A 20,994-nucleotide genomic window follows, 5' to 3' on the forward strand; every position below is an offset into this window, starting at 1 on the left:
AACCGGGTCGCGCATATGTCTTCCTGTAAATCCTGAGGAGTATTCACCCATGCCTATCGTCACTGTTCAGCAGGGCCCGCGGGACACCGAGCTCAAGCGCGAGCTGGTGGAGCGCATCACGGACGCCTTCGTCGACGCCTACAAGATCCCGGCCGACACCGTGCAGGTCTGGATCCACGAGGTCCCCGCCGACAGCTGGGGCGTCTCGGGCAAGCTGATCGCCGACTCCTGAGCCGGTGACCGGCCCGTGCGGGGCGCCTGCGACACGCTCCGCACCGGCTGGTCGGCGCCGTGCGGCGGGTCCGCGGGGCCGTGGTGCGGGCCCGGCGGGTCCAAGCCTTGGCAAAGGGATCCGTGGTGGATCCAAGGACTGGCAAAGCATTCCAAAAGAATGAGGGGTGAGTTAAGTCACGCGTGCCGGAATGATCTCCTCGGTCGCCCCGAATGGTCGAAATAGCGGGGGTTGGCGAGGTCGGACGACAACTGGAACAAGTTAATCCGGGCATTCTCCTTCGCTTGACGTGGCGGAGCGCCGCGCCATAGTTTCCAGCCTCAAACATCAATCCCGCTTATGGCGGGAAAATGATGCACCGATAGTGGCCCCGCAGAGGTGAAAGTTACTCGCGGGAAGTTGTCTCTTTAACGGGTTCGCGAACCCGTGAGGTGTGCCAAGTAAACGGGGGAAACACACATGGCACCTGTCATGACAAGAGAGCGAAGCAGACGCATAGTCGTCGTCGACCCTTTTCCACTGTCCCGCAGAGCGCTGGTCGGCCTGCTGCGCGACCGCGACGGGGGACAGGTCGTCGGCGAGGCGGGATCCCGGCAGGAGGCGCTGGAGGAATGCGCCCTGCGGCTGCCGGACGTGGTCATCACCGACATCGACCTCCTCGGCCCGGCGGACGGCATCCGGCTGTGCGAGCAGGTGAAGCGGCTGGCCGTGCCTCCGCTCGTGCTCGTCTACTCGGGCACCGCGGCGCCGGGCGCCCTGGCCGAGTGCCTCACCCACGGCGCGGACAGCTTCGTGCACCGCACCGCCCCGGTCGAGCGCCTGATCAGCGCCATCGACCTCCTCTTCGAGGGGAAGCCGCTCTGGTACTTCGGTGAGCTGACGCCGGGCACCCACACCGCCACGCTGCCCTGCGAGACCGTCAACGGCCTGCTCACCCCGCGCGAACAGCAGATCCTCGGCCTGCTGCTGCGCCGCCACTCCAACGAGGAGATCGCCGAGGACCTCCATCTGGCCCGCCAGACGGTGAAGAACTACGTCAGCAACATCCTGCAGAAGCTGGGCGTCTCCAGCCGCCGCGAACTGCTGACCGGCAAGATCCCGACCCAGCCCGCCGCCAGGGCACCGCTGCCCGGCCGGGCCCGGGACCTGGTGGCGACACGTAGCGAAAGAGGGGGCAACCGGCCATGAGAAGCGTCCGGTTCACCGAATACGGCGGGCCCGAGGTGCTCGCCCTGGACGACCGCGCCGCCGAGCCGGTCCCCGGCGAGGACGAGGTGCTCGTCGAGGTCACCCACGCCGGCGTCACCTTCGCCGATGTGATGTTCCGGCGCGGGCAGATCCCGGTCGGCCTGCCCTTCGCGCCCGGCCTGGAGGCGGTGGGCACCGTCCGCGCCACCGGCTCCGCGGTCACCGGCGTCCGCGCGGGCCAGCGCGTCGCGGCGCTCTGCCTCGGCGGCGGCGCCCTGTCCGAACGCGTCGTCGCCAAGGCCGGTCTGACCGTCCCCCTCGAGGGCGCGCTCGCCGGACTCGGCTCCGCGGCGGCCGCGGGCATGATCACCAACGGCGTCACCGCCTGGGGCCTGGTGCACGCCGCCGCCCGGATCGGCGCCGGGGACACCGTCCTCGTGCTCGCCGCGGCGGGCGGAGTCGGCACCGCCGTCGCGCAGTTGGCGAAGGCGGCCGGGGCCCGGCTCGTCATCGGGGCGGTCGGCACCCCGGAGAAGGCGGCCCGCCTCACCGACCCCGCCTACGACGCCGTGACCACCTACGCCTCGCTCGCCGCGGAGGTCGAACGGCACACCGGGGAGCGGGGCGTGGACCACGCCTTCGACTCGGTCGGCGGCGAGCCGCGCACCGCGGTGGACAAGCTGCTCGCGCCCTTCGGACGGCACGTCATCTACGGCGACGCCGCCCAGCAGGACACCCAATACCCGGGCAACCACGTCTGGTTCACCAACTCCGCCCTGGTCGGCTACAACCTCGGCGACGTGGCCGGCCGCGACCCCGCCCTGCTGCGGAGCCACCTGGAGTCCGCCCTGCGCGCCCTCGCCGAGGGGCGGCTGCGCGGCGAACCGGCCACCGCCGCCCCCGAGGAGATCGCCAAGGTGCACACCGAGCTGGAGTCCCGCGCCAGCACCGGCAAGTACGTCGTCGCCTGGTGACCCCTGCCGCGCACCGGCCGCCCGCTCCCGCGGCCGGTGCGCGGCAGGCCCGCACATCTTGTGCCGGATGAGCCCGAAGTCCCGCTGTGCAGGCGGGACTTCGGGCTCCTGCCGTATGCGGGGGGGGTACCGGCCCGGTCCGCCGGGCGTCCCCGTCGGGCGGGCCTTCGGCGGCTGCGGACGGATGCTCCCGACCGGATGCCCTCGGACGGGTCTGCCGGTCAGGGCTGCCGTACGGGCCTCCCCGTACGGGTCCCGCACGACCCGCGCCGCCACCCTCGCTCCTAAGCCACCCGCGCCGCCCCCGCGAACGGCATCTGGCTGATCGGGGCGATGCGCACCGGGGCGCCGGGCCGGGGCGCGTGGATCATCTTGCCGCCGCCCACGTAGATGCCGACATGGCTGATGCCCGAGTAGAAGAACACCAGGTCCCCGGGCCGCAGTTGACCCCGCCCGATGCGGGTGCCCGCGTTGATCTGGCTGTACGTGGTCCGCGGCAGCGAGACCCCGGCCGCGCGGTAGGCCGCCTGGATCAGGCCCGAGCAGTCGAAGGAGTTCGGCCCGGTGGCGCCCCAGACGTAGGGCTTGCCCAGGGCGCGGTAGGCGTAGGCGACCGCGGCGCCGGCCCGGGAGCCGGGGGCCGCCGCGGGTGGTGCGGGCGCCGCGGCCGGGGCGGCGGTGCGCGCCTGCTCGCGGGAGGCGCGGCCGTCCTCCCGGGTGGCCGCGGCACGTTCCTCGGCGGTCAGCCGGTCCAGCAACTGCCGTGCCCGGCCCAGCTTCTCCTGCACCGCGCGCTTGCTGCGCGCCAGCTCGCTCTGCTGGGTGCCCAGCCGGTCCGCCACCCGGTCGGCCTCGCCGCGCAGGCGGGCCAGCTTGCGCAGCTGCCCGCGCGCCTCGCCGACCGCGGCCGCCTGGCGGTGCGAGGCCCGCTCCGCGACGGCCGTGCCGCGCAGGTACTCCTCCGGGTCGGCGGACATCACCAGTTGCAGCGCCGGGTCGAGGGTGCCCTCGCGGTACTGCGCGGTGGCGAGCGAGGCGAGCCCGGCGCGGGTGGAGCCGAGGCGCTCCGCGGTGCGCGCCGCCTCCTCGCGCAGCCCGCGCAGCGAGGTCCGCGCCGCGTCCGCCTTCTCCTTGGCGCCGTTGTACTTCTCCGTCGCCACCTCGGCCTGCCGGTACAGCCGGTCCACCTGGGCGCGGACCTCGCCGGGGCGCGCCTCGGGCGCCGCCTGACTCGTACCGCCGAGGGCGGTGGCGGCCGTCGCCCCGGTCACGGCGAGGGTGGCCGCCGCGCGGCCGGGGGTGCCGCCGAGGAGACGGCGGCCGGGTTTTCGGTGCTTCCTGTGCTGCGCGGCCACGAGGGCTCCACGTCCTTCCCTGACGTACGGCGGTACCTGCGCCCGGGGCCCGGCCGCCGCCCGCACGGGGGGAGCGGGCCGCGGCCGGAGCCCGGGCGGGGCGCCCGGCGGCCGTCCTCGCGGACGGCGGTGAGAGGCCGGGCACCTGGAGAAGGACGCTAGGCCGCGGACCCCCGCGAGAACCTTGATGTCCCCAACTGCCCGCAGTTGACAGCCCGCTGACCGCTTACGACCGTCTCGGCGGCCCGGCGCGTCCGTTGCCGCGCCGAGCTGACCGAAGTGGGGGAGCGGCTCCCGGCGGCGGTCGGCGGATGCTAGGGGGTGGAGAGCCCCGCCGCGGCCCCGGAACCGGACTCCCGGCCTCCCGCGACCCGCCGCCGGTGCCGCCCGGGGCCCCCGTTACGCTCCCGGCCATGGACGTACTCATCCACCTCTTCGTCGGCCTGCACATCATCGGCATCGCCAGCCTGCTGGGCGGCTTCCTGACCCAGATGAAGGCCCTGGGCGAGGGCACGGCACGGTTCAGCCCGGCGATGCTGCACGGCGCCCTGACGATGCTGGTGACCGGGGTGATCCTGGTCGGGCTCAACCAGGCGGACGACAACACCGTCAACAACGTCAAGATCGGCGTGAAGCTCGCGCTGCTCGTGGTGATCCTCGGCCTGGTCTACGTCAAGCGGGACGAGGAGCGCGCGGACAAGGCGCAGTTCGGGCTCGTCGGCGGGCTGACGGCGGCGAACGTCTTCATCGCGGTGCTGTGGACCTGAGGAGCTGAGGACGCGAGTCGCGGTGCCGTGAGGTCGGGCGTCGCGGCGGCGTGAGGCCGGGCGTCGCGGTGCCGTGCGCCTGAGGCCCGGCCCGGCGGAGGCCCCGCCCGCGCGGCCCGGCGGGTTGCCGCGATGCCCCGCTCAGCCCGGCCGTACCACGCTGTGGATCGGCATGTAGTAGATCGACTCCTCGCGCACATCGGCCCCCGGTTTCGGGGCGTGGACCATCGTGCCGTCGCCGAGGTAGAGCCCGACGTGGCTGATGTCGTCGTAGAAGAAGACGAGATCGCCGGGGCGGGCCTCGGAGACCGGGATCGTGGTGCCCGTCTTCACCTGGTCCCAGGTGGTGCGCGGCAGGGTGATCCCGGCCGCCTTCCAGGCCGCGAGGGTCAGGCCCGAGCAGTCGAAGGAGTCCGGACCGGTGGCGCCCCAGACGTAGGGCTTGCCGATCTGCTGCCGGGCGAAGGCGAGCGCCTGCTCGCCCTGCGCGGCGGAGGCGCCGCCCGGGGTGCCGGGGGTCTCCTCGCCGCCGCCGGCGCCGCCCTCGTCGTTCTCCCGCTCCTCCCGCTCCCGGCGCTCGCGCTCCTCGGCCTGCTTGCGGGCGAGGGCGGCGGCCTTGCGGCGGGCCTCCTCTTCCTTCTTCTTCTCGATCGCCGCGAGCCGCGCCTTCTCCTTCGCGGTCAGCTGCGAGAGCAGGGCGCGTGCCGTGCCGAGCTTCGCCTGCACGTCCTGCTTGGCGCTCTTCAGGCTCCGCTGGCTGCCGGTCAGCTTCGCCAGGCTCCTGGTCGCCTCGGCCCGCTTGCGCGCGGTGGACAGCTGCTGCGACTGGTAGTCGTCGACGGCTTTCTTCTGCCGCCCGGTCAGCCGGTGCATCAGCTGGGTCTGGTCGAAGTACTGGGCCGGGTCGTCCGCGAGCAGCAGGGTGGCGGTGCCCGAGACACCGCCGGTGCGGTACTGGGCGGCGGCGAAGGAACCGAGTTCGGCGCGGGCCTCGTTCAGCTTCTCGGTGCGCCGGGCCACGTCGTCGAGGAGGCCGTCGACCTTGCGGCGCTGGGTGTCCGCGCGCTCCTTGGCCGCGTTGTACTTCTGGGTGGCCACGCCCGCCTCGTGGTAGAGGCCGTCGACCTTCTTACGTACCTCTTCCAGGCTCGGCCTCGGCTTCTCGGGCGCGGCGGTGGCGCTCTGCGAGAGCAGGGCGACCGAGGTGAGCGCGGCGGTGGTCAGGCCGACGGCGGGGCCGGGCACCACACGGGGGCTGCGCGGCTTGCGGTGCGACGCCAAGGCGGCGACTCCTTCCGTGGGCCGGCCGCGGGGGGCGTGCCGGACGTTGCGGGCGCCCGGGTCCGGTGCGGTCTCGCCGGTCCGGACGGGCTGCCCGCCGGGCACGCTAGCCAACTCGCGGAGCGGCTGTGAAGGTTGATGCGCCATGTGTCCGATATGTTTTTGTGACTTTCGCGCGGGGTGAGATCACGTAAGCGGAGGGTGCGTTCCGCCCCTTGGGCGGCCGCGAGCGGGAACCGGCGGCGGGCTGTCAGTGCGGCCGCCTAGACTCGGGCAACGATGAGCAGCCTCTTTGACGACAGCTTCCTGGCGGACCTCCGCGCCCCGCGCGAGGAAGCGCCCCCGCCGCCCGAGGACCCCGAGGGCGAGGAGCGGGAAGACCTGCCCGACGACCTGTTCGGAGGGAAGTACGACGTGCCGCCACCCCGCGACGCCCACTACCGCGACGGCGCCCCGCGCCCCGCGGTGGACTCGGCCGCCCTCGTCGAGGGACTGAACGAGCAGCAGCGCGCCGCCGTCGTGCACAGCGGCTCCCCCCTGCTCATCGTCGCCGGCGCGGGCTCCGGCAAGACCCGGGTGCTCACCCACCGCATCGCCTATCTGCTCGCCGAGCGCGGCGCGCACCCGGGCCAGATCCTCGCGATCACCTTCACCAACAAGGCCGCGGGCGAGATGAAGGAGCGCGTCGAGCAGCTCGTCGGACCGCGCGCCAACGCCATGTGGGTCTCCACCTTCCACAGCGCCTGCGTCCGCATCCTGCGCCGCGAGTCGAAGAAGCTCGGCTTCACCTCCTCCTTCTCGATCTACGACGCCGCCGACTCCAAGCGCCTGATGGCCCTGGTCTGCCGCGATCTGGACCTCGACCCGAAGAAGTTCCCGCCGAAGTCCTTCAGCGCCAAGGTCTCCGGACTGAAGAACGAGCTGATCGACGAGGAGGACTTCGCCGCAAAAGCAGCCGACGGCTTCGAGAAGACCCTCGCCCAGGCCTACGCGATGTACCAGTCGCGGCTGCGCGAGGCGAACGCCCTCGACTTCGACGACCTGATCATGACCACGGTCAACCTGCTGCGCGCCTTCCCGGACGTCGCCGAGCACTACCGCCGCCGCTTCCGGCACGTCCTGGTCGACGAGTACCAGGACACCAACCACGCCCAGTACGCCCTCGTACGCGAGCTGGTGGGCCGCGAGCCCGACCCGGAGGCGGAGCCCGCGCCGGATGCCGCGCCGCAGCCGCCGCCCGCCGAGCTGTGCGTGGTGGGCGACGCGGACCAGAGCATCTACGCCTTCCGCGGCGCCACCATCCGCAACATCCTCCAGTTCGAGGAGGACTACCCGGACGCCACCACCATCCTCCTGGAGCAGAACTACCGCTCCACCCAGACCATCCTCACCGCCGCCAACGCCGTCATCGAGCGCAACGAGAGCCGCCGCCCCAAGAACCTGTGGACCAACGCGGGCGCGGGCGCGCAGATCACCGGGTACGTCTCCGACACCGAGCACGACGAGGCGCAGTTCGTCGCCGAGGAGATCGACCGGCTGACCGACGCGGGCGAGGCCAAGGCGGGGGACGTCGCGGTCTTCTACCGCACCAACGCCCAGTCCCGCGTCTTCGAGGAGGTCTTCATCCGCGTCGGCCTCCCGTACAAGGTCGTCGGCGGTGTCCGCTTCTACGAGCGCAAGGAGGTCCGCGACGTCCTCGCCTACCTGCGCGTGCTCGCCAACCCCGAGGACTCCGTCCCGCTGCGCCGCATCCTCAACGTCCCCAAGCGCGGCATCGGCGACCGCGCCGAGGCGATGATCGACGCGCTCTCCCAGCGCGAGAAGATCAGCTTCCCCGCGGCCCTGCGCCGGGTCGACGAGGCGTACGGCATGGCCGCGCGCTCCGCCAACGCCGTCAAGCGCTTCAACACGCTGATGGAGGACCTGCGCACCGTCGTCGAGTCCGGCGCGGGCCCGGCGACCGTCCTGGAGGCCGTCCTCGAACGCACCGGCTACCTCGCGGAGCTCCAGTCCTCCACCGACCCGCAGGACGAGACCCGTATCGAGAACCTCCAGGAACTCGCCGCGGTGGCCCTGGAGTTCGAGCAGGAGACCGGCGAGGGCGAGGAGAGCGCCACCCTCTCCGACTTCCTGGAGCGGGTCGCCCTGGTCGCCGACTCCGACCAGATCCCCGACGAGGAGGACGGCAACGGCGTCATCACCCTGATGACCCTGCACACCGCCAAGGGCCTCGAATTCCCGGTGGTCTTCCTGACCGGCATGGAGGACGGCGTCTTCCCGCACATGCGCGCCCTCGGCCAGACCAAGGAGCTGGAGGAGGAGCGCCGGCTCGCCTACGTCGGCATCACCCGCGCCCGCGAACGCCTCTACCTCACCCGCTCCACCCTGCGCAGCGCCTGGGGCCAGCCCTCGTACAACCCGCCCTCCCGCTTCCTGGAGGAGATCCCCGCCGCCCACCTGGAGTGGAAGCGCACCGGCGCCCCCGCCCCGGTCTCCTCGGGCCCGGCCTCCGGCATCGCCGCCTCCCTCTCCTCCTCGCGCGCACGCGGGGGTGCGGGCGGGGCCTCCGGCTTCGCCACCCGCCGGGCCGGGGAGAAGCCGGTCGTCTCCCTCGCGGTCGGCGACCGGGTCACCCACGACCAGTTCGGCCTCGGCACCGTCGTCGGCGTCAAGGGCACCGGCGGCAACGCCGAGGCCACCGTCGACTTCGGCGACCCCAAGCCGAAGCGCCTGCTGCTGCGGTACGCACCGGTGGAGAAGCTCTGACCCCTCGCCCGGCGCCCTGAAGCACCGCCGACCTCCCCGTCCGATTCCCGCCAGCCGACCGGTTCCTGCCGCAGCACACTGGCCGCATGACCACCTACACCCCGCTCCCCATCCCGCCCGCCGCGCTCGCGGAACTCCGCGGCACCGACGACTCCGGGCGCCCGATGCGCCCGTACACCGCCCGCGAGGACGGCGTCCCGCTCGACTGCGTGGGCAGCCCGCTGCGCTGCTGCCTGCGCCCCGTCGAGGCGGGCGAGCGGGTCGCCCTGGTCTCCTACGCGCCGCTGCGCCGCTGGGCCCGTACGACCGGTGCCACGCCCGGGGCCTACGACGAGGCCGGGCCGGTCTTCCTGCACGCCGAGGAGTGCCCGGGGCCGCGCGGGGAGGGCTATCCCTTCGCGCGCCCCGGCGCGCTGCGCACCCTGCGCCGCTACGACAGCGCGGGGCACATCGTCGGGGGACGCCTCTTCGAGATCCCGCAGGAGGCCGGGCCCGGCTTCGACAAGGCGCTCGGGGAGGCCTTCGCCGATCCGCGGGTGGCCCTGGTGCACGTACGCGCCGTCGAGTACGGCTGCTTCCAGTTCGAGGTACGGCGGCCGTAGTCCAGGGCCGGGGGCGTCGGGCCGATCGCTACTGCGGGTCTACGCCGTGGCCGTTCAGCCAGGGGAGCGGGTTGATGGCGGAGCCGCCGCCGGGGCGCACCTCGAAGTGCAGGTGCGGGCCGGTGGAGTTGCCGGAGTTGCCGGAGAAGGCGATGGTGTCGCCCGCCTTCACGCTGCCGCTGAAGACCTTGTGGCTGGAGAGGTGGCAGTACCAGGTCTCGGTACCGTCCTCGGCGGTCACGATCGCCATGTTGCCGTAGGCGGTGTTGTACTGCGTGCGCACCGTGCCATCGGTCGCGGCCATCACCGGCGTCCCGTAGGAGACCGGGAAGTCGATGCCGGTGTGCACCGACATCCAGTTGACGCCCGCCTGGCCGTAGTAGGCGCTCAACCCGTGCTGCTTGACGGGGAGGACGAACTTCGGGCGCAGCCGCTCCTTGCGCTCGGCCTCCTCGGCGGCCTTCTTCCGCTCGGCCTCCTGCTTGGCCTTGAGGTCGATGCGCTCCTGGGTCCGGCTGGCGCGGTCCGCGAAGTCGCCCGCGTCGGCCGAGAGCCCCTGGAGCTGGGAGTCGAGCTTGTTGTTGGCGACCGAGGGGCGCACGCTCGCCGGATCCGGCGCCGAGGCCTGGGCCTCCGCCGTGTCGCCCTCGCCGAAGTCCCCGACGGAGGCCGCCGCGATGCCCGCCACCCCCATCACACAGGCGGAGGGGACGGCGACGGTCAGCAGCGCGGAACGCTTGGAGGGGGTACGGCGCCGGGCGCGGGACCGGGCCCGGCCGCCGGCCGGGTCCGCGGGGTGCCCGACGGTCACCCGGGGGAGTTCACCGGTGTTGCCCTCGCCGCCGGAGGCCTCCGGTCCGGCCGGGGCGGCCTCGTCGGGCGCGGGCCGGTGGTCCACCGGTCCGGAGTCGTGGCGGACGTCCTCGTAGGCCGGGGCCTCGTAGATCGCCTCGAAGGTGGCGGTGTCGAAGCCGGTGGTCTCGTAACTGCCGGTCTCGAAGGACCCCGGGGCGCCGCCGGGCTCGAAGGGCTGCTCGGCGAAGGCCTGGTCCTCGGCGTGCTGCGCCGGGAAGCCCCCGGTCGGGTAGCCGAGCGCGTCGAACTGCTGCGTCTCGTACGGCGCTTCGGTGCCGTACCCGCCCGGTGCCTCGTAGGCGGACGGCGTGCCGTACGCCTCGGGGTGCGGCTGGGCCTCGGCCTGCTGCCCCTCGGGGGACGGGTGCCCGTCGTGGGAGGGGTAGCCCTGCGCCTCGAAGGACGCGGTGCCGTAGGCCTCCGGTGCCGGGTAGCCCTGGCCCTCGTAGCCGGGGTGCGAGAAGCCGGGGTACGGGTCCTGGGTGCCGAAGTCCTGGGCGTGGCCCGGGACTTCGAAGCTCTGGGTGGCGAAGTTCCCGGTCGCGTAGCCCGGGCTCTCGATGTGCGGGGGCTCGAAGCCCTGGCTGTCGAAGCCCTGCGTCTGGAAACCCTGGGTCTCGAAGGCGGGGGACTCGAAGCCCTGCGTCTCGTAGCTCTGGGTCTCGTAGCCGAGGGAGGCGTAGCCGGAGGGGTCGAAGGTCCGGGTGTCGAACTGCCCCGTCTGCTGCGCGAATCCGGCCGCGTCGAAGCCCGAGCCGTCGAAGGCCGTCGGGTCGAAGGGGCTCTGCTGCCACTGGCCGGTGTCCTCGGGACCGCCGTACTGGGCCGGGACCCGGGCCTCCTGCGCGGAGACCGCCCAGGTGCCGGAGCCGTCGTGGCTTCCGGTGCCGTAGGCGGCCTCGGGTGTGGCGTAGGGGTAGGGGTCCTGAGCGGAGCCCGCTGCCGGGTAGGTGCCGGTGGTGCCCCAACTTCCGGTGTCGTAGCCGGAGCCGGGCATCTCGCCGAAGAGGGGGTCCGCGTCGAAGCCGGGGACGGGGTAGGTGCCGGTGCCGTCGTAGCCGGGGTAATTCCCTTGCTGCCCGGTCTGGTCGTAGAGACCATGAGCGGTGGAGGCGGCGTCGGATGCCGGTGCCGGAGCAAACCCCGACGGGTGACGGTCGTTCACCAACTTCTCTTTCGCCTCGACAGCAGGGCCGGGTCCGAGGGACCCACGGTCGTGGACCGTTGAAGCGCTGATCCGGCTGGCGGAGCAGTGCGGCGACTGTACCCGGCGGTATACGGGCGCCACAATCTTCCGCAGGTTTCACCGCTCCGGGAAACGGGCATTCGGCCGCGTTTCGTCGTGCTGTAGACCCAGCCTTGGCTCTATGTTCGAGGGTTGTTCGAGGTTTCCGGACCTGCTCCGGCCGCCGCGGACCCTCGGCCTCCGCCCGAATTTCCCACTCCTGGGCGGGTATTGGCGAGCTGGCGTGCAGTGAACCCCTGCATCTGCTTCGCCGGATCCTGTCGGATCTCCTGCGAACCGTCCGGTGCTGGTGTGTCGTCCTCCTCCGGTCGCGGCGGCCCGCGGTGTGCGGTCGCGGCGGTCCGCGGTCGCGCACTCGGGCCACCGTGAGCCCCCGGCGCGGGTGACGGCGCCCGTGGTTCACCTGGTTCACCTGGTTCAGCTGGTTCAGGCGACGGTGAGTCCCGCGTTCCCCGCGGTGTGCTCGACGCTGCTCAGGATCTCCCGCATCCGGGTCGCGACCGCCGGGTGCACCGGCAGCGCGAGATGGCCGACGCCGCTGACGCGGACGTTCTGGGCGATCAGGTCGGGGTGGGTGATCCGCGCGGTCTCCAGCGGCACCATGATCTGGTCCAGCTCGCTCCAGAAGCTGAAGAAGCGGGTACGGCAGTGCGGCGCCGGAAGCCGCAGCTCCTCGATGAGGTCCGAGCCCGGCCGCATCTGCCGGACGATCGGGTGGGCGTTCATCAGCGGCACGATCCGGGTCCCCTCGTGCGGGGTGCCGAGCGTGACCAGGGTGCGCACCCGGGCGTCCCCGCCGAGCCGCTGCACGTAGTACCGCGCGATGAGCCCGCCGAGGCTGTGCCCGACCACATCGACCTCGCGGTGGCCGGTGCGGGCGCAGATCTCCTCGATGTGCTTGCCGAGCAGATCGGCGGCGGCCCGGACGTCGAAGGTGAGCGGGGAGTAGTTCAGCGACTCCACATGGTGGCGCCCGTCCCGGTTCAGCCAGCGGCGCAGCAGGACGAAGACGGAGCGGTTGTCGATGAAGCCGTGCAGCAGCACCACCGGCGGCTGGCTGTCCGCCGGGAGCGGCGTCGGCTCCTGTTCGCCGCCGTCCTTCTTCAGGACGGCCGCGGGCCTGCGCTCCGCGGCGAAGCCCGCCGGGTAGAGGACGAGGTGCCCCGCGAGGATCGCGGCCTCCAGCAGGCTCGCCTTCAGCAGGGTCATGGACAGCCCGGCCAGCCTGTCCGGGAGCAGCTTGCGGCACAGGGGGATGAGCGGCAGCGCCTTGGTCACCTGCATGGCCGACCTCCCGTCGGCACGCGCCGGACGTCGGTGTCCCGCGTGCCCTCGCGGGGAACCGGTGACCGGCGGACACGTACGGTGAAGTCCGCTCCCCGAAGAGCGACGGTGGGCGGACTCTGCGGCCGGACGGCCTGCTCGGCCCCCGAGAGCACCTCGCTGCCCGCTGTCCGTGCGGTTCACGGAGCGGGGAGGTGGTCGGAGCGGCTCCCCTGCGCAACGGCCCGGTGGCGGCCCTCTGTCACCGCCCAGCAGGGACCGGTACGCGATGAACTTGTCCCACTGTGTGATTTCCCCCTCTGTCGCGTTCACGAAACTGCCGGTGGCGCGGCGTGGACGATAACGTGCGTTCACATCCGGCCCCCGGGCGCGCGTCCGTCCCCGGGGCGGGGCGTGCTCCGCCGGACGTACATTGTGGTCGTCGTAGATACCGCGCCGGCAGGCAGACACCTGTGTGCCGGACCTTGTGGGAGGCAGTGATGGGTGTGGCAACGGGGCCGATCCGCGTAGTGGTCGCCAAGCCGGGTCTGGACGGGCACGACCGCGGGGCCAAGGTCATCGCGCGCGCCCTGCGGGACGCCGGTATGGAGGTCATCTACACCGGCCTGCACCAGACGCCCGAGCAGATCGTGGACACCGCGATCCAGGAGGACGCCGACGCGATCGGCCTGTCCATCCTCTCCGGCGCGCACAACACCCTCTTCAACCGCGTCCTGGAACTCCTCGCGGAGCGGGAGGCCGAGGACATCCAGGTCTTCGGCGGCGGCATCATCCCCGAGGACGACATCGCGCCGCTCAAGGCCAAGGGCGTCGCCGAGATCTTCACCCCGGGTGCCACCACCCAGTCGATCGTGGACTGGGTCAACGCCCACGTCCGCCAGAGCGCCTGAGGGGCCCGGCCCGCCTCCGCGCCGGTTCCTTCCTCTCCTCGGTCTCACCTTTTTCTTCTTCTTCCTTTACGTCTACGGGTGCGTCTACGTCTAGGTGTCCTCGCGTGCCTTCGCGTGCGTCCTCGGCTCCGGTCGGCCGCGTGGGCTGCGTCGGCCGGAGCGGGCGACCCGGCCCGGGTCCGGGTCGCGGCCTTCGGGCGTCCTGCCTGATCCGCTGGCGCTATTCCGCTGTAGCCGCGCCGGGTGTCTCCGCCGGGCCTGGCGCATCCCCCGCGCCTGCCGTATCCCCTGCGTCTGGCGTGCCCGCTGAACCCGCCGTGTCCGCTGAGCCGGCCGTGCCCGCCCGGTCCGGCTCGCGCCCCGCGAGGAGTTCCGTGCGCATGGCCGCGCGCAACTGCAGGGTGCCGAGCAGGCGTTGGAAGGCCTCGGCCCAGTAGCCGCCCGCGCCGGGGGCGGCGTCCTCCGCCTCGTCGGGTATCGCGGCCAGCGGGGCCAGGCGTCCGGCCTCCGCCGGGTCCAGGCAGCGTTCGGCGAGGCCGAGCACCCCGCTGAAGCTCCATGGGTAACTCCCCGCGTCCCGGGCGATGTTGAGGGCGTCCACCACCGCGCTCCCGAGGCCGGGCGCCCAGGGGCTCGCGCAGGTCCCCAGGAGCTGGAACGCCTCGGAGAGGCCGTGCACCGGGAGGAAGGCGGCCACCCACTCCGCGCGTTCGGCCGCGGGGAGTATCCCGAGCAGCCGGGCGCGCTCGGACAGCGAGGCGGCTCCCGGCCCGTCGGCCACCGGGGAGCCGGGCTCCGCGAGCAGGGCGCGCGACCAGCGGGCGTCGGACTGCCGGACGGCGGCCCGGCACCAGGCGGCGTGCAGCTCGTCCCGCCACTCGTCGGCCACCTCCAGGGCGACGATCTCCCGCGGGCTCCGGCCGCCGAAGTGCCCGGACCACTGGGCGAGCGGCGCTGCCTCCACCAACTGGCCCAGCCACCAGGCCCGTTCGCCCCGCCCGGCCGGACGGTTGCGTACCACGCCGTCCCGCTCCATGCCCGCGTCGCACTCCCGGGGCGGTTCGACGAGGAGCCGGGGCCCGGCGGCGGTGGACTCCAGACGCACACAGGCGGCGGCCCGCTCCGCCATCCGCCCGGCGAGCGCCGAGCCCGGCAGGGCGGAGAGCAGTTCGGCCGCGGTCGCCCGGACATTGCGGCTGCGGTCGGTCAGCGCCTGTTCGAGGAAGGGCTCGTCGGCCGCCGAAAGGCCCGTACGGAGCGAGTCGAGGAACATCAGCCGGTCCTCGGCGCGTTCGCTCGCCCAGGTCGAGGCGAGCAGCTCCCGGGCCGCCGCGGGATCATGTCGGCGCCCGGCGGCCAGCAGCGCCACCCGCTCGGCGAACAGGCCCTCCTCCCAGAGCCGGGTGACCTCCGCCGCGTCCTCCGGGGCCGGGAGCGAGGCGCCGCTGCCGGGGGTGGCGCGCAGCGCGTACTTCCAGTCCGGGTTGAGCCGCGCCAGCCACAGCCCGCGGACGCCGGTGAAGGCGAGCACCTCCGCCCGCAGGTCGCTGCGCCCGCGCGCCGCGTCCAGGAGGGCGGGCAGCAGGGGTGAAGGCGCCCGGTACCCGAGGGAGTTGGCGAGGGAGAGCCACTGCGGGAGCAGTTCGAGGAGGTCGGGGGCGCTGCCGCGGCGGCCGTTCCCGCTGCCCGGGCGGTCGGTGAGCAGCAGGGACAGCCGCCGCACCGCCTCGCCGGGCGGCGCGGGGCGGGGATCCTCTCCGGCCGCCTCCAGTGGCGCGGCGGCCGCCGCGGGACGCAGCCCGGCCCTGCGGCGCACCGTCTGCACGGCGGCGGCGTCCAGGAGCGCCGTCGCCGGGCTCCCGCCGGTCCGCCCCACCGGCGGGGTGCGGCGCTCGGTGCCGAGCAGGGCGGCGGTGACCAACTCCTCCCAGTCGGCCCCGGATTCCGTCCGCGCCGCCGTGCCCGCGGCCTGCTCCTGTGTCGCCGTCACACCCATGACCCGCTCCTCACCCGCTGTCCCCGTCGTCCGTCCCCGCAACTGCCCTGTGCCCCGCGGCCGTTCAGCACAGCGAGACCACCTCCCCGACCGCCGGTTCCCAGGCCGCGAGGGGGGTGAAGCCGCGGTGGCCGCACTCCCCGAAGACGGTCACCGGGGCGCCGCCGGAGAGGGCCATCAGGCGCCACAGGCCCGCCTTGCCCTGGGCCGCGGGCGCGAGCGGGAGGGCCGTGCCCTGCTCCGGGTCGGCGAGCTGCCAGCCCTCGCCCGCGCGCGCCGGGACCGCCGCGCGCAGCGTCACCGGCCAGGACTCCAGCCAGGGGTCCTCGCGCAGCGCCCTGCCGTACCGGTCGAGCGCCTCCGCGGGGCCGACCCCGGCGGGCCGGTGGTCACCGGGCCCCGGGGCCGCGAACTGCTCGCCCAGGTCGGCGCGGAGCCCCCCGCCGCCGGGATGCGCGGACAGCTCGGCGTCCAGGCTGAGGCCGACCGGCAGCGCGAGCGCGGGCGCGCGGCCCGCCGCGCCGAAGGAGAGGAGCAGCGCGGTCCGCTCCGAGCGGGCGCCGTGCACCCAGGTGCGCCGGGTGACGAGATGGCCCTCCGCGGTGTCGTACCGGGCGAGGACGAGCCAGTCGTCGCGCACCGCGGGCCCCTTCCCGGCGGGCGGCAGACCGACCCTGGCCGCCACGGTGGCGGCCAGCTCCGGCGGCAGCGCGGCGCGGCGCAGCCAGCCCTGCCCGAGGAGGTGGGCCAGGGCGCACTCCTCCAGGAGCCGCACCGGCCACCCCGGGCCGGAGGCCGGTACGGCGCCCAACTCGCGTACCCGGGAGGCGAGTCCGGGCGCCTGGGCGTCCACCATGCGGGCGGCGGTCTCCTCCCACAGTCCGTACCCCGCCTGCTCCGCCGAGGCGAGGCCGCCGCGCAGCAGATCGCCGAGGCGCTGCTCCAGCTCGCTCGCGCCCGCGCTGATCCGCTCGGCCCGCCGCGCCGCCCGCTTCGCCGCGGCGGCCGGATCCGCCGTCTTCTGCCGGGCGGCCCCGGACCCCTCGCCCTCCTGCTTCTGCTGCGCCCGTGCGCGGCGGCCCGCCAGCCACTCCCCGGCCCAGCCGGGCGGCTCGCCCCCGGCCACCGCCGGGTCCGCCCCCGACCACAGGAGCAGCAGCCCCAGCGCGTGCTTGCACGGGAACTTCCGGCTGGGACAACTGCACTTGTAGGCCGGGCCCGCGGCGTCCGCGAGATCCACGACCGTCTGGTACGGCTTGCTGCCGCTGCCCCGGCACAGACCCCAGACCGTGCCCTCGCCGGTACTGCCCGCGTCGGACCACGGCCCGGCGGTGCCGAGCTTGCTTCCCGCTTTGCGCGACGAGGCGTCAGGAGCCAGTGCCAGCACCTGATCCGCCGTCCAGCGCACCCCCTGCTGATTCATGTCCCCGACCGTAGGACCCGCCACTGACAATGCCCCCTGCCGTCCGCCTCGTGGCGAAGTCTTCGCAGGTCAGGGGTGATTGTCAGTGGGGTGGTGCACGGTGGGCGACGTCCGATCAGGAACAGCTGGAGGGGGACAGTTCCATGTCCGTGACCGTGGACAACCCGACGCGTGCGGAGCACAGCCGGGCGCAGGACGGCGAGGCGCTGCGACCGCACGCCGAGGACGCCTTCGCGGCCGAACTCGCCGCGCTCGCCGCGCGGGACGACCGCCCGCGCCCGGCCCGGTGGAAGCTCTCGCCGTGGGCGGTGGCGACCTATCTGCTCGGCGGCACCCTCGCGGACGGCACCGTCATCACCCCCAAGTACGTCGGCCCCCGCCGCATCGTCGAGGTGGCCGTGACCACCCTCGCCACCGACCGGGCGCTGCTGCTGCTCGGGGTGCCGGGCACCGCCAAGACCTGGGTCTCCGAACATCTCGCGGCCGCCGTCAGCGGCGACTCGACGCTGCTGGTGCAGGGCACCGCGGGCACCCCGGAGGAGGCGATCCGCTACGGCTGGAACTACGCCCGGCTGCTCGCCCACGGGCCGAGCCGCGAGGCCCTGGTGCCGAGCCCGGTGATGCGCGCCATGGCCGAGGGGATGACCGCCCGGGTCGAGGAGCTGACCCGGATCCCGGCCGACGTCCAGGACACCCTGATCACCATCCTGTCCGAGAAGACGCTGCCGATACCGGAGTTGGGCCAGGAGGTGCAGGCGGTCCGCGGCTTCAACCTCATCGCCACCGCCAACGACCGCGACCGCGGGGTCAACGACCTGTCGAGCGCGCTGCGGCGCCGGTTCAACACGGTCGTGCTGCCGCTGCCGGAGAGCGCCGAGGCCGAGGTCGACATCGTCTCCCGCCGCGTCGACCAGATCGGCCGCTCGCTCGATCTCCCGGCGGCGCCCGAGGGGATCGACGAGATCCGCCGGGTGGTGACCGTCTTCCGCGAGCTGCGCGACGGCGTCACCGCGGACGGCCGCACGAAGGTGAAGTCGCCGAGCGGCACGCTCTCCACGGCCGAGGCGATCTCGGTGGTGACCAACGGCCTCGCCCTCGCCGCCCACTTCGGGGACGGGGTGCTGCGGCCCGGCGATGTCGCCGCGGGCATCCTCGGCGCCGTGGTCCGCGACCCGGCGGCGGACCGGGTGGTCTGGCAGGAGTACCTGGAGGCGGTCGTCCGCGAGCGCGAGGGCTGGAAGGACTTCTACCGCGCCTGCCGGGAGGTGAGCGCATGAGCGTCCCCGGCGCGGTGGAGGAGACCGTGAGGGCGGCGGAATCCGCAGTGGCGGCGGGAGCGGTCGGGGCGGAGGCGGTCGGAGCCGGGGCGGCGAGCGGGGAGGGCGCCGGGGGAGCCGAAGTGGCCGCCGTGGACTGGCCGTTGCTGCTGGGCGTCCGGCACCACGGGCCCGGCTCGGCGCGTGCGGTGCGGGCGGCGCTGGACGCGGCACGCCCGCGGGCGGTCCTGATCGAGGGCCCGCCGGAGGCCGACGGGCTGCTCGCCCTCGCGGCCGAGGAGGGCATGCGGCCACCGGTCGCGCTGCTCGCGCACGCGGTGGACGAGCCGGGCACCTCCTCCTTCTGGCCGTTCGCCGAGTTCTCACCGGAGTGGGTCGCTCTCCGGTGGGCCCTGCGGCACGGCGTCCCGGTCCGGTTCATCGACCTCCCGGCCGCCCACAGCCTCGCCCTCCACCGCGAGGAACGGGCCGCCCGGGAGGAGCAGCGGGACGGCTTCCCGGAAGCCACCCCGGACGGCGGGCAGTTCCCCGCCGAGGGGCCGGACGGGGAGGCGGCACCGGGCGAGCCGGGGCCGGGCGGGGAGGGCCAGGGTCCCCCGGACGCCGGGGCGGTCCGCAGCGATCCGCTGGCCGTCCTCGCCCGGACCGCGGGGTACGACGACCCCGAGCGCTGGTGGGAGGACGCCGTGGAGCACCGCGGCGCGAGAGGGACGGAGGCGCTCGCGCCCTTCGAGGCGCTGGCCGAGGCGATGACGGCGCTGCGCGAGCGGCCCGCCGGGGACGGGGGAGGCGACCGGGCGGAGCCGGGCGCCGGGCAGGGGCCGCCGAGCCCGCGGGAGGCGCCCGGCCAGGACCGCGACCTCGTACGGGAGGCCCATATGCGCCTCCGCCTCCGGGCCGCCCAGAAGGAGTACGGCGAGCAGGTGGCCGTGGTCTGCGGCGCCTGGCATGTGCCCGCCCTGCGCGAGCGGCCCACGCTCACCGCCGACCGGGCCCTGCTCAAGGGGCTGCCGAAGATCAAGACCGAGATGACCTGGGTGCCCTGGACGCACCGCAGGCTGTCGCGGGCCGGGGGATATGGCGCGGGCATCGAGTCACCGGGCTGGTACGGGCACCTCTTCCACGCCCCGGACCGGCCGGTGACCCGCTGGATGACCAAGGTCGCCGGGCTGCTGCGGGAGGAGGACCGGATCGTCTCCTCGGCCCATGTCATCGAGGCGGTACGGCTCGCGGAGACCCTCGCGGTGATGCGCGGCCGCCCGCTGGCCGGGCTCGCGGAGACCACCGACGCCATCAGGGCCGTCCTGTGCGAGGGCTCCGATGTGCCCCTCGACCTGGTGCGCGACCGGCTGGTGATCGGTGATGTCCTCGGCGAGGTGCCCGACGCGGCCCCGGCCGTGCCGCTCCAGCGCGACCTCACCCGGCTCCAGCGCCGGCTGCGGCTCAAGCCGGAGGCGCTGGAACGCGAGCTCGACCTCGATCTGCGCGGCGAGACCGACGGCGCCCGCAGCCGCCTGCTGCACCGGCTGCGGCTGCTCGGCATCGGCTGGGGCGAACCGGCCGCGGGCCGCGGCGGGACGGGCACCTTCCGGGAGAGCTGGCGGCTGCGCTGGGAGCCGGAGCTGTCCGTCCGGGTCGCCGAGGCCGGGGTCTGGGGCACCACGGTGCAGGCCGCCGCCTCGGCGAAGGCGGAGACCGAGGCCGTCTCCGCCACCGCCCTCGCCGAGGTCACCGCGCTCGCCGAGCACTGCCTGCTGGCCGGGCTGCCGGATGCCCTGCCGGTGGTGATGCGGGTGCTCGCCGACCGCGCGGCCCTGGACTCGGACGTCGGCCACCTCGCCCAGGCCCTGCCCGCGCTGGTGCGCTCCCTGCGGTACGGCGACGTCCGCGGCACCGACACCGGCGCCCTCGCCGAGGTCGCGGCCGGGCTCGCCGAACGCGTCTTCGTGGGCCTGCCCGCCGCCTGCGCGGCCCTGGACCCGGACGCGGCCCAGGAGATGCGCCGCCACCTCGACGCGGTCCACTCGGCGGTGGGGCTGCTCGCGGCCGGTCCGGGCGAGGAGGGCGCCGGTGCGGGGGCCGGTGGCCCGGACGGTGTGGCGACGTCCGACGGGGCGACCGGGGCCGAGGCGACGGCCGTCCAGGCAACCGGCGCTGAGGCTGCGGGAGCCGGGTCGCTCGGCGCCGAGGCAAGAGGCGCCGAGCCGACCGGCGCGGAGGCAGAGGAGGCTGAAGCAGCGGGCGTTGAGGCCGAGGCCGCCGAAGCAGGTCGCCCCGCCGGGCCGGACCGCTCCGGCATACGCACCCGCTGGTGGCGCGTGCTGCGGGTGCTGGCCGACCGGGACACGGTGGCCGGGGTGCTGCGCGGCCGGTGCGCGCGGCTGCTGCTCGACGAGGGTGAGCTGACGGCGGAGGAGGCGGCCCGCCTGATGGGCCTCGCCCTCTCCCGCGGCACCCCGCCCGCCGAGGCCGCCGCCTGGATCGAGGGCTTCGTCGGCGGCGGCTCCGGCGGCATGCTCCTCGTCCACGACGAACGCCTCCTGGGCCTGGTCGACCGCTGGCTCACCGGAGTACCGGAGACCGCGTTCAACGACGTACTCCCGCTCCTGCGGCGGACCTTCAGCGCCTACGAGGCGGGGGTGCGCCGGAGCCTCGGCGAGCTGGTGCGGCGCGGTCCGGCGGGGGCGGCCCCGGCCGCGGGCGGGCCGGGGCCGGGGCTCCCCGGGTTCGCCCCGGAGCTGGACGGCGCGCGGGCGGACGCGGTGCTCCCGGTGCTGCACCTCCTCCTCGGGCGGGGCGGTGGGACGGCCGACGCACCGGTGGTGACGGGCAGTTGAGCGCGGACGGCAGGCAGGACG

The 20,994-nt window shown here is 74.3% G+C and carries 15 protein-coding genes; 9 read left to right on the plus strand and 6 right to left on the minus strand.

The genetic code is table 11. The features are described from left to right. Positions 1-49 precede the first annotated feature (49 nt). The 3 genes from dmpI (at position 50) to MID12_RS20590 (ending at position 2,394) form a co-directional block, all read left to right on the plus strand. Positions 50-232 (plus strand): 4-oxalocrotonate tautomerase DmpI, encoded by a 183-nt coding sequence (gene dmpI, locus MID12_RS20580; protein ID WP_040252848.1) that lies wholly within the window; start codon positions 50-52, stop codon positions 230-232. Between the two features lie 471 nt (positions 233-703). Next, on the plus strand, positions 704-1,420 hold the full coding sequence (locus MID12_RS20585; protein WP_159393022.1) for a response regulator transcription factor: 717 nt from the start codon (positions 704-706) through the stop codon (positions 1,418-1,420). Next, on the plus strand, positions 1,417-2,394 hold the full coding sequence (locus MID12_RS20590; RefSeq protein WP_263169709.1) for a zinc-binding alcohol dehydrogenase family protein: 978 nt from the start codon (positions 1,417-1,419) through the stop codon (positions 2,392-2,394). Before MID12_RS20585 ends, MID12_RS20590 begins: the two co-directional genes overlap by 4 nt. 284 nt (positions 2,395-2,678) lie before the next feature. On the opposite strand, the gene MID12_RS20595 is transcribed toward MID12_RS20590, so the two are convergent. Beyond that, positions 2,679-3,749: a C40 family peptidase gene (locus MID12_RS20595; RefSeq protein WP_263169711.1), complete on the minus strand. Its 1,071-nt coding sequence runs from the start codon at positions 3,747-3,749 to the stop codon at positions 2,679-2,681. 413 nt (positions 3,750-4,162) lie between these two features. On the opposite strand from MID12_RS20595, the gene MID12_RS20600 reads away from it, so the two are divergent. Beyond that, positions 4,163-4,516 carry a hypothetical protein gene (locus MID12_RS20600; protein ID WP_040252854.1) on the plus strand — a complete coding sequence of 118 codons (354 nt, stop codon included), beginning with the start codon at positions 4,163-4,165 and terminating at the stop codon, positions 4,514-4,516. Between the two features lie 141 nt (positions 4,517-4,657). Here MID12_RS20600 and MID12_RS20605 read toward each other — a convergent pair whose 3' ends face one another. After that, positions 4,658-5,797, minus strand: a complete 1,140-nt coding sequence (locus MID12_RS20605) for an NlpC/P60 family protein (protein WP_263169714.1) — start codon at positions 5,795-5,797, stop codon at positions 4,658-4,660. Positions 5,798-6,076: 279 nt separating this feature from the next. On the opposite strand from MID12_RS20605, the gene pcrA reads away from it, so the two are divergent. Next, positions 6,077-8,563: a DNA helicase PcrA gene (pcrA, locus tag MID12_RS20610; RefSeq protein WP_263169718.1), complete on the plus strand. Its 2,487-nt coding sequence runs from the start codon at positions 6,077-6,079 to the stop codon at positions 8,561-8,563. A gap of 86 nt (positions 8,564-8,649) precedes the next feature. Further along, the gene (locus MID12_RS20615; RefSeq protein ID WP_040252858.1) at positions 8,650-9,165 is read left to right on the plus strand and encodes a DUF1203 domain-containing protein; all 516 of its coding nucleotides are present in this window, start codon (positions 8,650-8,652) and stop codon (positions 9,163-9,165) included. Positions 9,166-9,193: 28 nt separating this feature from the next. Here the strand turns inward: MID12_RS20615 and MID12_RS20620 are convergent, their stop codons facing one another. Together MID12_RS20620 and MID12_RS20625 are read right to left on the minus strand one after the other, a co-directional pair. Further along, positions 9,194-11,185, minus strand: coding sequence for a M23 family metallopeptidase (locus MID12_RS20620; RefSeq protein ID WP_263169721.1), 1,992 nt, complete (start codon positions 11,183-11,185; stop codon positions 9,194-9,196). A 507-nt stretch (positions 11,186-11,692) separates the two neighbouring features. Next, the gene (locus MID12_RS20625; RefSeq protein ID WP_040252862.1) at positions 11,693-12,550 is read right to left on the minus strand and encodes an esterase/lipase family protein; all 858 of its coding nucleotides are present in this window, start codon (positions 12,548-12,550) and stop codon (positions 11,693-11,695) included. 479 nt (positions 12,551-13,029) lie between these two features. Here MID12_RS20625 and MID12_RS20630 point away from each other — a divergent pair, with 479 nt between their 5' ends. Next, positions 13,030-13,440 (plus strand): cobalamin B12-binding domain-containing protein, encoded by a 411-nt coding sequence (locus MID12_RS20630; RefSeq protein ID WP_040252865.1) that lies wholly within the window; start codon positions 13,030-13,032, stop codon positions 13,438-13,440. Between the two features lie 220 nt (positions 13,441-13,660). Here the strand turns inward: MID12_RS20630 and MID12_RS20635 are convergent, their stop codons facing one another. Beyond that, entirely contained in the window at positions 13,661-15,436 is a 1,776-nt protein-coding gene (locus tag MID12_RS20635; RefSeq protein ID WP_263169724.1) for a DUF5691 domain-containing protein, read from the minus strand. Positions 15,437-15,500: 64 nt separating this feature from the next. Then, a complete protein-coding gene (locus MID12_RS20640) occupies positions 15,501-16,859 on the minus strand; it encodes an SWIM zinc finger domain-containing protein (RefSeq protein ID WP_040252868.1) in 1,359 nt (452 codons plus the stop codon). Positions 16,860-17,002: 143 nt separating this feature from the next. Between MID12_RS20640 and MID12_RS20645 the strand changes: the two genes are divergently transcribed. Continuing rightward, positions 17,003-18,136 (plus strand): ATP-binding protein, encoded by a 1,134-nt coding sequence (locus MID12_RS20645; RefSeq protein ID WP_040252870.1) that lies wholly within the window; start codon positions 17,003-17,005, stop codon positions 18,134-18,136. Beyond that, complete coding sequence (locus tag MID12_RS20650) at positions 18,133-20,973, plus strand: DUF5682 family protein (RefSeq protein WP_263169727.1); 2,841 nt, start codon at positions 18,133-18,135, stop codon at positions 20,971-20,973. Before MID12_RS20645 ends, MID12_RS20650 begins: the two co-directional genes overlap by 4 nt. Positions 20,974-20,994: the final 21 nt, after the last annotated feature.

Source organism: Streptomyces sp. SCSIO ZS0520 (assembly GCF_025643355.1).
Lineage (GTDB): Bacteria > Actinomycetota > Actinomycetes > Streptomycetales > Streptomycetaceae > Streptomyces > Streptomyces physcomitrii.